Here is a 10,914-nt window from a genome sequence, read left to right on the forward strand (position 1 = left end):
GCCATGCCCCTTCTCTCGATCTCCGTCTTTTTGCCGCTTCTTGGTGGCGTGCTGCTGATGGCCCTGCCAAACAAGTCGGCGCGCATCGCCCATGGCGTTTCCATCGCCACCACCGGGCTGACCTTCGTGGTGACGCTGGCGATCTGGGCGCGGGGCACGCTGCCAGGCGGTTTCGCGCAGGTCGAGGAGATCGCATGGATCCCGGCCATCGGCGCGGCCTACCGGCTGGGCATCGACGGGCTAAGCCTGCCGCTGATCCTGCTGACCTCGCTGCTGTTTTTCCTGTCGGCAATCTATGCGGCGCGGATCACCGACCGCCCGGCGGTCTTTGTCGCGCTGATGTTGATGCTGGAGACCGCGTCGATCGGCACTTTCGCGGCGCTGGACGCGCTCCTGTTCTACGTCTTCTTTGAAGTGTCGCTGGTCGGCATGTACTTCATGATCGTCGGCTGGGGCTATGAAGAACGCCAGCGCGCCGGGCTGATGTTCTTCATCTACACGCTGCTAGGCTCGCTGCCGCTGTTGCTGGCGATCATCGGGCTGTATCTGGCCACGGGAAGTTTTGACATGCGGCTGTGGATCGAGGCGCCGCCACTGACTGGGCTGGCGGCGATGCTGGCGCTGATCGCGATGCTGTTCACCTTCGCGGTCAAGATCCCGTCCTTTCCAGTGCATACTTGGCTGCCCGCGGCCCACGTGCAGGCCCCGACCGTGGGCAGCGTGATCCTCGCCGGGGTGATGCTGAAATTCGGCACATACGGCCTTGTGCGTTTCGCCTTACAGATGACGCCCGACGCCTTTGCGCAGGCCGGTCAGGTGGTGCTGGCCTTTGGCGTATTCAGCGCCCTTTACGGTGCCTTCGTGGCGCTGGCGCAGTCAGATCTGAAGAAGATGATCGCCTATACGTCGGTGAACCACATGGGCTATGTGGTGATCGGCGTCGCGGTGGCGGCGCTGACGCTGGACCCTGACTTGCGGGCGGTCGCGCTCAATGGTGCGACCTTGCAGATGGTCAGCCACGGCGTCGTCACCGGGGCGTTGTTCTTTCTCGTCGGCATGTTGCAGTCGCGCGCCCACGAACGCGAGATGACCGCGTTCGGCGGGCTGCTGGGGCAGGTGCCATGGCTGGGCTGGGCCTTCGTGCTGTCGGCCTTTGCCTCGCTCGGGCTGCCGGGGTTGGCGCATTTCCCGGCTGAATTTCAGATCTTCCTGGCCACGCTGAATGCTCAGCCCTGGGCCATCGTGGCGATTATCGCCATTGTGGTGACGGCGGGGCTTTACCTGCGCGCGATCGCGGCGGTATTTCTGGGCGAGCCGAACGAGAAATGGGCGGCGATGCCCGATCTGGACCGCGGCGAGATGCAGGCCGTCGTGCCGCTGCTCATCCTCATCATCCTTATCGGGGTCGCGCCGTCCTGGTTGCTGGGCATGATCGACGCGACGATGCGGGCACTGCAATTCTAATGGCGCGCGACCTGTCCTTTCTGTTTCCCGAGCTGATGCTGGCCTCCACTGTCGTGCTGATGCTGGTGGCCGAGATGCTGCGCGCGCCCCGTCTGGCGTTGGCGTTCGGGCTGATCGGGCTGGGTCTGTCCACCGCGCTGACCCTTCCGCTGCTGGAGGCCGACACCAGCGTCTTTGGCGGCACCTACCGCGTCGATCTGCTGTCCGGCTGGGCCAAGTTGATCTTGCTGCCGGGCACCGCGCTGGCGCTTTTGATGACGCGGGCCGAGATCGCCGGGAAGGACCGCGAGGGCAGCGTTTATGTGCTGCTGTGCCTGGTGACGCTGGGGGCGCTGATGCTGGCGGGCGGTGGCGACATGATGCTGCTGGTCCTGGGCGTGGTCCTGACGGGCCTCGGCTCCTTCGCGATGGTGGCCTGGCCGCGCAACGATGCCGCGACCGAGGCGGCGATGAAATATCTGGTGTTCGGCGCCGTCACCGGATCGGTGATGATCTACGGGCTGACCTTCTGGTTCGGTGGGGCCGGGTCGACGCTCTTTTCCGAGCTCGGGGCGCTCGATGGCAAGCCGCTGATCGCGCTGGCGGGGCTGGTCGCGGTGCTGATCGGGCTGGGCTACAAGGCGGCGCTGGTGCCGTTCCAGTTCTGGGCACCGGACGCCTATGACGGCGCGCCGGTCTCGGTCGCGGCGTTCCTGTCGGTCATCACCAAGGTTGCCGCGATCTTCGCCTTTGCGCAGGTGCTGCGCGATCTGCCGGTAGCCACCGGCTGGCCGTTCGTCGTCGCGCTGATCGCGGCAGTGACGATGACACTCGGCTATCTGGCGGCTCTGGTGCAGACCAATGCCGTGCGGCTGCTGGCCTATTCTTCGGTTGCGCAGGCGGGCTATTTCATGATGGGGATCGTGGCGCTCGGTACCAGCGCGCTGGCCCTGCCTTCGGTAATCGTGTTTGGTGCGGCCTATGTGGCGATGAACCTGGGAGCCTTTGCAGTCATAATGATCGCGGGCCGCAATCTGGACGATTTCAAGGGGTTCGGCCGCGCGCGACCGGTGGTCGGCGTGGCGATGGTCGTGTTCCTGCTGTCGCTCACCGGCATTCCGCCGCTCTTCGGCTTTGTCGGCAAGGTGCTGCTGTTCGGCGCCGCGATCGAGACCGGCTATCTGTGGCTGGCGGTGATCGGCATCCTCAACAGTGTGCTGGCGCTGGCGGTCTATCTGCGCATAGTGGTGTCGATGTATCAGGCGCGCGAGGGCGATGCGGGCCGGACTGAGATGGCGCCGCCGCTGTTGGTCGTTCTCTGGGCGACCGCGCTGGTCACGGCGCTGATGGGGCTATTTGCGGGAGTGTTTCCCGGCTGACTTAAGGCGCGGTTTTGTGCCAGTCGGTCAAAGTGGTGATCTTGCTATCCTAGCCTGCCAGCGGCTCGGCCATTCGCTCCGCATTCCCGGGATTAAGCAGCGTCTCGATATCACCATAAGCGCGGCGGGTGGCCACGGCCCCAGCCGCGATACAGTGGCGCTTTAGACCGATGTCGCGTAGCCCTTAATTACGAGATGAGAAATCCAACGAAATCAGCGGCTGTGCTTTGCCCTTAAATATGATATTTTGCCCTTAATTCCGAAATTTTGCCTGTAAAGCTGAGACAGAGTTCGATCAGAGATACTACGGAAAGACAAGGAAACTCCACTGGAAGGCGCCGGAATCTCGTTTTTAAGGGTAAAATTTGGGGATCAAAGTGCCATGTCTCGGAATTAAGGGCTAAGCGACACTCGCCTATCGCTCTGGACGCTGTGACGCGGATCGACGCCATCTTTGATGTCGAGCGTGAGATTAACGGCCTGTCAGCCGCAGCGCGCCTGGGGGTTCGCCAGCAGCGGGTTGTGCCGCTGGTCAACGATCTGCATGACTGGATGCGGGCCGAGCGGGCCCGGATGTCAAAGCACAACCCTGTCGCCAAGGCGATCAACTACATGCTGGACGAAGAAGGACGCTGGGAAGCCTTCACTGCATTCCTTGATGACGGGCGCCTCTGCATGACGAACAATGCCGCCGAACGCGCTCTGCGCGGCATCGCAATGGGCAGAAAGTCATGGCTTTTTGCAGGATCCGAGCGCGGTGGCGACAGGGCGGCCTTTATGTATACCCTCATCGTCACGGCAAAGATGAATGACATCGATCCGCAGGCATGGCTGGCCGATGTGCTCGCACGTCTGCCGGACATGCCGATGTCACGGGTGCATGAATTGCTCCCTTGGCATTGGAAAGCCGCAACCGAATTGAAGAGGATTGCCGCATGACACTGGTCGCGCGCCTCAAGGTCACACTGTCCGACGTCGAACCTCAGGTGCTGCGGCGCTTTGATGTGCCACTCAAGATCAAGCTAAACCGCCTGCACGAGGTGATCCAGGCGGCCATGGGATGGACCGACAGTCACCTCTATGAGTTCCGGGCCGGTGGCGTCGGCTGGGGTGTGCCTGATCCTGACGGCTATTACGATGGCCCGCTGCCCGCGAACAAATCCAGCCTGCTCGATGTGCTCGAAGATGTCGGCACCAAGACCATCCATTACATCTATGACTTTGGCGACAACTGGCACCATGTGATCAAGGTCGAGAAAATCGATGATGCCATGCCGGGTGCCGACTACCCACGCCTTGTCAGGGCCACCGGTGCTTGTCCCCCTGAAGATGTGGGTGGCTTCCCGGGCTACGCCGACTTCCTCGAAGCCATGGCCGACCCTAAGCACGAAGAGCACGACCGGATGCTGGAATGGTATGGGGGAAAGTTCGACCCCGACGAGGCAGAGATCGGCCGTATCCTCGACAACTTCGAGCGCCTCGCCAAAAAATGGGCACCAAAGCCGCGCAAACCAAAAGCCGCACCCAGAAGCCTCTGATCAATATAGCACGGCTGCGGCCTTCGGCGGATGCTTACGATAAACGGGCAGCCCGCCGATATCCGCCTTGCCGCGCGGAAGACGCACAGTGCTCCGAAGGTCGAGGCCTTCTTCGCCTGGTCCGAGAGCCAGCTCACGCGGATCCCCGGCAAGGGAGATCTGGCCCGCGCGTTCCACTATGGGCTGGCCCGTCGCGCCTCGTTCAGCCTCTTCCTCACCGATGGTCGCGTGGCCATCGACAACAATCCGGCAGAGCGCGCCCTGCGCCCGATTGGCATCGGCCGGAAGAACTGGCTCTTCGCGGGCGCCGACACCGGCGGCGAAACGCTGGCGCTTGCCATGACAATCATCGAGACGGCCAAGCTGAACGGACTCGATCCGCAGGCCTATCTCGCCGACGTGCTCGACCGCATCCAAGACCACAAAATCAACCGGCTCGACGAGTTCCTGCCTTGGAACTGGGTGCCCCTGGCTACCGCTCAGGCAAAGGCCGCCTGATCAACCGCGGTGCCAACCGGGCGGTTACCTTTGTCCAACGGGCACGGAACTTTCTTGTCGGGGATCGTCGTTCTGTGAGGCTTGCCGCGGATAATGCCCTGAATATCCATGTCCTTCATCAACCTCGCGACCGTGCAGCGAGCGACAGCAAAGCCCTCGCGGCGCAGCTGGTGCCAGACCTTGCGCACGCCGTAGACGCTCCAGTTCTCCTCGAAGACACGCCGGATCTCTGGCCGCATCGTCTCGTCCCGGCGCGCGCGATCCGACCGCCGGGTTGGATCGGCCCGCTTGGCCAGATGATCATAATAGGTGGACGGGGCGATCGGCAGCACGTTGCAGATCGGCTCGACCCCGTGCGCATCACGATGCGCGTTGATGAAACCCACCATCACTTCGACCGGCGGTCGAGCTCCGCCAGCGCAAAATAAGCTGACGCCTTGCGCAGTATCTCATTCGCCTGGCGCAGCTTGTCAATCGGCATCCAATCGGGCCCCCTTATCGGCGTGCAAAAGGGACCCCTCTGTCGTGACGTGAGCTGGCCCGAGGCGGCGGATCGCCACGCGCTACGACCGCTGCTCAATCTTGTTCCTTTCGGCCTGCGCTCTCGCCGCAACCGTCATCTATTGGTTGTAAGTTCTGACTCTAGGTCCCAAGCGCCTTTAATCCACTGGGTTCCCTTGCCGTTTACGATCTACCAGCCAAGAAGGTGAGATGAATTCAGCACTCGCCCAGATCGCAAACTGCTATTTCGATATTCTTACCTTAGCCGTGATGCCTGATGCTTCACGCGCCTGATGGGCACAGAGGACTCAATAGACGCGACGCCTGGGATCTTTGTCAGCCGCCCGGTTAGGAAGTGTTCGAAATCATTAAGGTCCGCGACCGAGAGCCGCAGGAGATAATCGAACTTTCCAGTCATGAGCCAGCATTCGACGATTTCCGGGCAACGCCGGACTTCTCGCTCGAACTCAACAAGCCGACCATCGATCTGTTGATCCAGCTTCACGGAAACAAAAACGTTGAAGCCGAAACCCATACGGGATTCGTCGACGATAGCGCCGTACCCCACAATGTAGCCCTCTCCTTCCAACTTGCGCAAGCGACGGGCGCAGGGGGACGGCGAGAGACCAACCCTCTCGCTCAGTTCCTGGTGCGATAGGCGCGCGTCTTCCAGGAGCTCTTTGAGAATGCGGCGGTCGATTTCATCAAGGTTTGTCGACATGTTTGGCTGTTCTCATCAAGGATCGTCGAGATGGCGCTCATTATCGCTAAAAGTGATAACATTTACTATCATCTTTGCCGTCTTCCACCCGCGAATAGGCGCTACATGCGGGACAGGAGGATCATCATGACCACACCATCCGAACTCAAGATCATCGAGCAACGCCTGCTTTGGCTATCGCACTGGATGATCCACAGTGCCAATCACATCCGCCCGAAGGTGGATGGTATCAAGGTGGGAGGGCATCAGGCCAGCTCGGCGTCGATGGTCTCGATCATGACTGCGCTATATTTTCACGTGCTCAAGCCCGAAGATCGCGTTGCTGTCAAACCGCATGCCTCGCCGGTCTTCCATGCCATGCAGTATCTGATGGGGCACCAGACTCGCGAGAAGTTGGAAACATTCCGCGGCTACGGTGGCGCGCAAAGTTATCCCTCACGCACCAAGGACATTGATGACGTCGATTTTTCGACCGGCTCCGTCGGCTTGGGCGCGGCCATCACATCCTTCGCCTCGATCATCCAGGACTTCATCAAGGCGAAGCCGTGGGGCGACGAGCTGAAATCTGGCCGGATGGTGGCGCTCGTCGGCGACGCGGAGTTGGACGAAGGCAATGTCTACGAAGCCCTTCAGGAGGGCTGGAAGAACGACTTGCGCAATTGCTGGTGGATCATCGACTACAACCGCCAGTCGCTGGACGGTATCGTTCGAGAAGGTCTGTTCGAACGTATTGAAAAAATCTTTGACGCTTTCGGATGGGAGATCGTCCGAGTAAAATATGGCCTCCTGCAACGTGCGGCCTTCGCCGAGCCGGGAGGCGAGCGCCTGCGGGATTGGATTGATGCATGCCCGAACGCGGAATATTCAGCTCTGACGTATCAAAGTGGGTCGGTCTGGCGAAAGCGGCTGATGGAAGACCTTGGCGACCAGGGCGATGTCTCGGCGCTCATTGACCGGCGCTCGGACAAGGAACTCGCCGCATTGATGGAGAATCTTGGCGGCAACTGCGTCGAGACCATGGCCGACACATTTGCCAACATCACCCATGACCGTCCAACCTGCTTTCTCGCCTACACAGTGAAGGGTTGGGGCACACCAATTGCCGGGCACAAGGACAATCACGGCGGACTCATGACCAAGACCCAGATGGTCGAGTGGCAAGCGCATATGGGCGTGCCCGAGGGGCAGGAATGGGAGCCATTCGCCACGGTGCGGGATCCTGCGGCTCTGCGCGAATTTCTGCGCGCGGTGCCCTTCTTCGCCCAAGGCACACGGCGCTTCGATGATGCCCGCCTCCCGGTGCCGACGATCGATTTCAGTACCGACCGCGAGGTCTCGACCCAGACAGCGTTTGGCAAGATCCTGGACGATCTCGCCAAGGCAGGCGGCGAACTGGCCGCGCGTATTGTGACCACGTCGCCGGATGTGACGGGCACGACGTCGCTTGGTCCCTGGGTCAACCGGCGCAAGCTGTTTGCCCGCAAGGAACAGGCGGATACCTTCATCGAGCATCGCATTCCCTCCACCGCCAAGTGGGAATTCACCCCCGAGGGTCAGCATATCGAACTGGGAATCGCCGAGATGAACCTGTTCCTACTCTTGGGGGCGGCGGGCCTGTCTCACCAGCTGTTCGGCAAGCGCCTGATCCCAATTGGAACGGTTTATGACCCCTTCATCCATCGCGGCCTCGATGCACTGAATTATGCCTGCTACCAGGATGCCCGCTTCATGATCGTCGGCACGCCCTCCGGTGTGACGCTGGCGCCGGAGGGCGGCGCCCACCAGTCAATCGGGACGCCCCTAACGGGCATGGCCCAGGACGGACTGGCCAGTTTTGAGCCCGCATTTGCGGATGAACTGGCCGTGATCATGGCCTGGGCATTCGACTACATGCAACGCGACGGTGGGGGTGATCCGGACGAGCGCACCTGGCTCAGGGACCAAACTGGGGGGTCGGTCTATCTGCGCTTGACGACCAAGCCACTGGAGCAGCCCGGCAAACGTGTTGACGATGCCTTCCGCCAGGGGGCCATCGACGGAGGCTACTGGCTGCGCAAGCCCGGACCGAACTGCTCAGTCGTCATCGCCTACCAAGGCGCCGTCGCAGATGAGGCCATCGCGGCGGCCGGAATCGTCGGAGAACATCGCAAGGACATCGGTGTTCTGGCCGTCACCTCGGCCGACCGTTTGAACGCGGGATGGACTGCAGCGCAACGAGCGCGGGCGCGCGGCAATCCATCTGCTCTCAGCCACGTCGAGCGGCTTCTGAGTTCGCTGCCGGAGACCTGCAAGCTGGTTACCGTGATCGACGGACACCCCACGACCCTTTCGTGGCTGGGGTCGGTCTGTGGGCACCAGACTATTGCACATGGCGTCGAACATTTCGGCCAGACCGGGACGATCGACGATGTCTATCGCCACTTTGGCCTCGACAAGGCTTCGCTGGTTCAATCCGTCTCTGCGCTGACGCACGGACGCAAGATCTAGTTCGGGACCTGACATTAAGTCACTGCGACCCTGGGTGCCAACGCCATCCAGGGTCGTCCGCTGGAATTATCGGATCTCCGGAAGCTTCTCCTGCGAAAGCTTCGAGATAAGCTTGGCGCCGTCCTTGGTCACAACGGCGACCTCTTCGGTCTGTGACCTGAGACCCGTATCTTCCTCCAGTTTGAGGTAGAGTCCGCTCCAACCAGGAGACGGACAATGAAGCGATCAAGGTTCACTGAAGAGCAGATCATCGGGATGCTGAAGGAGCAGGAGGCGGGCATGGCGACGGCCGATGTCTGCCGGAAGCATGGGGTCAGCACGGCGACGTTCTACAAATACAAGGCTCGGTTCGGCGGCCTCGAGGTGTCGGATGCGCGGCGGCTGAGGACGCTCGAAGATGAGAACGGCAAGCTGAAGAAGCTGCTGGCGGAGGCGATGCTCGACAACGCGATCCTGAAGGATGTCGCGTCGCGAAAGTGGTAGCGCCCGGCGTGAAGCGGGAAGCGGTGGCGCATGTCGTGGCAGTTCACGGGGTGAGCCAACGGCGGGCGTGCAAGGCACTGGCGGTGGACCGGTCGAGCGTGCGCTATCGCAGCGTCCGGCCTGACGACGCCGAGGCGAGGGCTGCGATGAAGGCTGTCGCGGCCGAGAGGCGGCGGTTTGGCTACCGGCGCATCCATGTGATGCTGGAACGGCAGGGGATCGTGATGAACCTCAAGAAGCTCAGGCGGCTCTATCGCGAGGAGAGGCTCCAGGTGCGCCGCCGGGGCGGCCGGAAGCGGGCCCTGGGAACGCGGAGGCCGATGCTTGTGCCTGATGCGCCCAACCAGCGCTGGAGCCTGGACTTCGTGAGCGACGCGCTGACGGATGAACCGCTAGTCATCTCCTCGCTTGCAGCATCATGCTGCTGTTGCGCGGAAAATCCACTTATCCCGGCTGTTCAGATTTTCGCAGCCATCTCTGACCATTCCGGAACAGGAATTCTGTGGGATAGTATCGGAACGGGCCACGCCAGAAGTTGCTGTCGCGCCTGCATCATCTGGCTTGGTTGAAATCACTTTTGTGAACGGTCGGCGCCTCTCTGTTGCAGCCACTCTTGATCCGGGGTTGTTGATGCGCCTCGTGCAAGTGCTGGACCCGTCATGATTGCGTTTCCGGCTAGCACGAAGGTGTGGATTGCAGGTGGCGTGACGGACATGCGGCGTGGAATGAACACCTTGGCGTTGTCTGTCCAGCAGGGTCTTGGGCGTGATCCGCATGCGGGTGAGATCTTTTGCTTCCGGGGTCGCAAAGGTGATCTGGTAAAATTGCTGTGGCATGATGGGGTCGGCATGTCGCTGTATGTGAAACGCCTCGAGGCAGGCAAGTTTATTTGGCCTGTGAGCCAGGGTGGCACGGCGGTAGCGATCTCCGCAGCCCAGCTCGGCTATCTTCTCGATCACCCATGTTGATACCCTCCATTGTCAGGCTGACAGATTCTCAAATCCAATTCGCCGATCACGTGATTTCGCAGGTTCTGCACTCCGTCCAACACTGCTGGCGTGTCGGGAAACAGATAGGCACCGGTTGGCTGAGGTTCGATGAGCAGACGCTTATTCTTGATTTGAACATAAAGCCAGTTGACCGGAATTTCCAACTTGGCGGCGAGCTCTGTTGTGCTCAGGAAGTTGGGATCGTGCTCCCACCGCCTGCGAGAAGGAGGTGCCTTGATGCCTTCGGCCAGCCGGATACGTTGCACGGTGACGGGAAGAACCTTGTCTGCACAATTGGCCGATCGGTGACCCTCTTCGGTGAGAAGGTGAGCAATTTCATTGTCGGGCCTGCCTTCTTTCGCCAAGTCGAGCAGGCGTGCCCGCATTTCGCCACCCCGAGCGAGTTTTGCGATCGCCGTGACCCGCATTTTGACATCGAGTTCGGTAACCGCCCCGCCGCGTCAAACGATGCGGACCAGCGCGCTCTCGGACGTCCGGTCGAGCACCACCTTGTCCACCAGGCAGCGCAGGATCGCCTTGCGATGCGCGTCTGTGACATCGGGATCCGTCCAGATTTGTGGTAGACGCCCCGCCAGTGCCACAACCTTGCCGGTGAGAGCCTTCCCCATGGCAACATGCGCGGACGGTTGCTGTGCGGATTGCTCGGCCAGCGCCGCCTCCGCCGCCCGAGCCTCCATCAGCGCGCTTTCCCAGCGGCGTTCAAGTTCGGCGGCCACGAGACGGTTGTCAGGTGTCGCGTAGCCCTTAATTACGAGATGAGAAATCCAACGAAATCAGCGGCTGTGCTTTGCCCTTAAATATGATATTTTGCCCTTAATTCCGAAATTTTGCCTGTAAAGCTGAGACAGAGTTCG

8 protein-coding genes, 5 pseudogenes and 1 other annotated feature are annotated in these 10,914 nt (G+C 61.1%); of the genes and pseudogenes, 9 read left to right on the forward strand and 4 right to left on the reverse strand.

The genetic code is table 11. The annotated features are described in order from the left end of the window. Window positions 1–3 precede the first annotated feature (3 nt). The 5 genes and pseudogenes from PVW27_RS19305 to PVW27_RS19325 all read left to right on the forward strand — a co-directional run. A complete protein-coding gene (locus tag PVW27_RS19305) occupies window positions 4–1,464 on the forward strand; it encodes a complex I subunit 4 family protein (RefSeq protein WP_139085412.1) in 1,461 nt (486 codons plus the stop codon). Further along, window positions 1,464–2,822, forward strand: a complete 1,359-nt coding sequence (locus tag PVW27_RS19310) for an NADH-quinone oxidoreductase subunit N (protein WP_230802079.1) — start codon at window positions 1,464–1,466, stop codon at window positions 2,820–2,822. Before PVW27_RS19305 ends, PVW27_RS19310 begins: the two co-directional genes overlap by 1 nt. Before the next feature lie 411 nt (window positions 2,823–3,233). Next, window positions 3,234–3,761 (forward strand): annotated as a pseudogene (locus tag PVW27_RS19315) (IS66 family transposase); the annotation flags it as partial. Continuing rightward, window positions 3,758–4,360 carry a plasmid pRiA4b ORF-3 family protein gene (locus tag PVW27_RS19320; protein ID WP_274560547.1) on the forward strand — a complete coding sequence of 201 codons (603 nt, stop codon included), beginning with the start codon at window positions 3,758–3,760 and terminating at the stop codon, window positions 4,358–4,360. The pseudogene PVW27_RS19315 and the gene PVW27_RS19320, both read left to right, overlap by 4 nt. 39 nt (window positions 4,361–4,399) lie before the next feature. Next, window positions 4,400–4,858: pseudogene (locus tag PVW27_RS19325) on the forward strand (IS66 family transposase); the annotation flags it as partial. Between the two features lie 20 nt (window positions 4,859–4,878). Here PVW27_RS19325 and PVW27_RS19330 read toward each other — a convergent pair. Then, window positions 4,879–5,327: pseudogene (locus PVW27_RS19330) on the reverse strand (IS3 family transposase); the annotation flags it as partial. Beyond that, window positions 5,173–5,289, reverse strand: a sequence feature (AL1L pseudoknot). (Overlaps the previous pseudogene by 117 nt.) A 77-nt stretch (window positions 5,328–5,404) precedes the next feature. On the opposite strand from PVW27_RS19330, the pseudogene PVW27_RS19335 reads away from it, so the two are divergent. After that, a pseudogene (locus PVW27_RS19335) lies at window positions 5,405–5,491 on the forward strand (IS5/IS1182 family transposase); the annotation flags it as partial. A gap of 124 nt (window positions 5,492–5,615) precedes the next feature. On the opposite strand, the gene PVW27_RS19340 reads toward PVW27_RS19335, so the two are convergent. Further along, entirely contained in the window at window positions 5,616–6,080 is a 465-nt protein-coding gene (locus PVW27_RS19340; RefSeq protein ID WP_274560548.1) for an Lrp/AsnC family transcriptional regulator, read from the reverse strand. A gap of 126 nt (window positions 6,081–6,206) precedes the next feature. Between PVW27_RS19340 and PVW27_RS19345 the strand changes: the two genes are divergently transcribed. From PVW27_RS19345 to tnpB, 3 genes and pseudogenes are all read left to right on the forward strand, one after another. Continuing rightward, a complete protein-coding gene (locus PVW27_RS19345) occupies window positions 6,207–8,567 on the forward strand; it encodes a 1-deoxy-D-xylulose-5-phosphate synthase N-terminal domain-containing protein (protein WP_274560549.1) in 2,361 nt (786 codons plus the stop codon). 216 nt (window positions 8,568–8,783) lie between these two features. Beyond that, window positions 8,784–9,436 (forward strand): annotated as a pseudogene (locus PVW27_RS19350) (transposase); the annotation flags it as partial. A gap of 273 nt (window positions 9,437–9,709) precedes the next feature. After that, complete coding sequence (gene tnpB / locus PVW27_RS19355) at window positions 9,710–10,018, forward strand: IS66 family insertion sequence element accessory protein TnpB (RefSeq protein WP_274560551.1); 309 nt, start codon at window positions 9,710–9,712, stop codon at window positions 10,016–10,018. Here the strand turns inward: tnpB and PVW27_RS19360 are convergent. Next, window positions 10,006–10,467, reverse strand: coding sequence for a hypothetical protein (locus PVW27_RS19360; RefSeq protein ID WP_274560553.1), 462 nt, complete (start codon window positions 10,465–10,467; stop codon window positions 10,006–10,008). The genes tnpB and PVW27_RS19360 overlap by 13 nt on opposite strands. Before the next feature lie 33 nt (window positions 10,468–10,500). Next, window positions 10,501–10,776 carry a hypothetical protein gene (locus tag PVW27_RS19365; RefSeq protein ID WP_274560554.1) on the reverse strand — a complete coding sequence of 92 codons (276 nt, stop codon included), beginning with the start codon at window positions 10,774–10,776 and terminating at the stop codon, window positions 10,501–10,503. Window positions 10,777–10,914: the final 138 nt, after the last annotated feature.

The organism is Seohaeicola sp. 4SK31 (assembly GCF_028802875.1).
Lineage (GTDB): Bacteria > Pseudomonadota > Alphaproteobacteria > Rhodobacterales > Rhodobacteraceae > Seohaeicola.

Coding starts and splice junctions, on each gene's coding strand:
- PVW27_RS19305 (WP_139085412.1), top strand. CDS start 4: ATGCCCCTTCTCTCGATCTCCGTCTTTTTGCCGCTTCTTGGTGGCGTG.
- PVW27_RS19310 (WP_230802079.1), top strand. CDS start 1,464: ATGGCGCGCGACCTGTCCTTTCTGTTTCCCGAGCTGATGCTGGCCTCC.
- PVW27_RS19320 (WP_274560547.1), top strand. CDS start 3,758: ATGACACTGGTCGCGCGCCTCAAGGTCACACTGTCCGACGTCGAACCT.
- PVW27_RS19340 (WP_274560548.1), bottom strand. CDS start 6,080: ATGTCGACAAACCTTGATGAAATCGACCGCCGCATTCTCAAAGAGCTC.
- PVW27_RS19345 (WP_274560549.1), top strand. CDS start 6,207: ATGACCACACCATCCGAACTCAAGATCATCGAGCAACGCCTGCTTTGG.
- tnpB (WP_274560551.1), top strand. CDS start 9,710: ATGATTGCGTTTCCGGCTAGCACGAAGGTGTGGATTGCAGGTGGCGTG.
- PVW27_RS19360 (WP_274560553.1), bottom strand. CDS start 10,467: ATGCGGGTCACGGCGATCGCAAAACTCGCTCGGGGTGGCGAAATGCGG.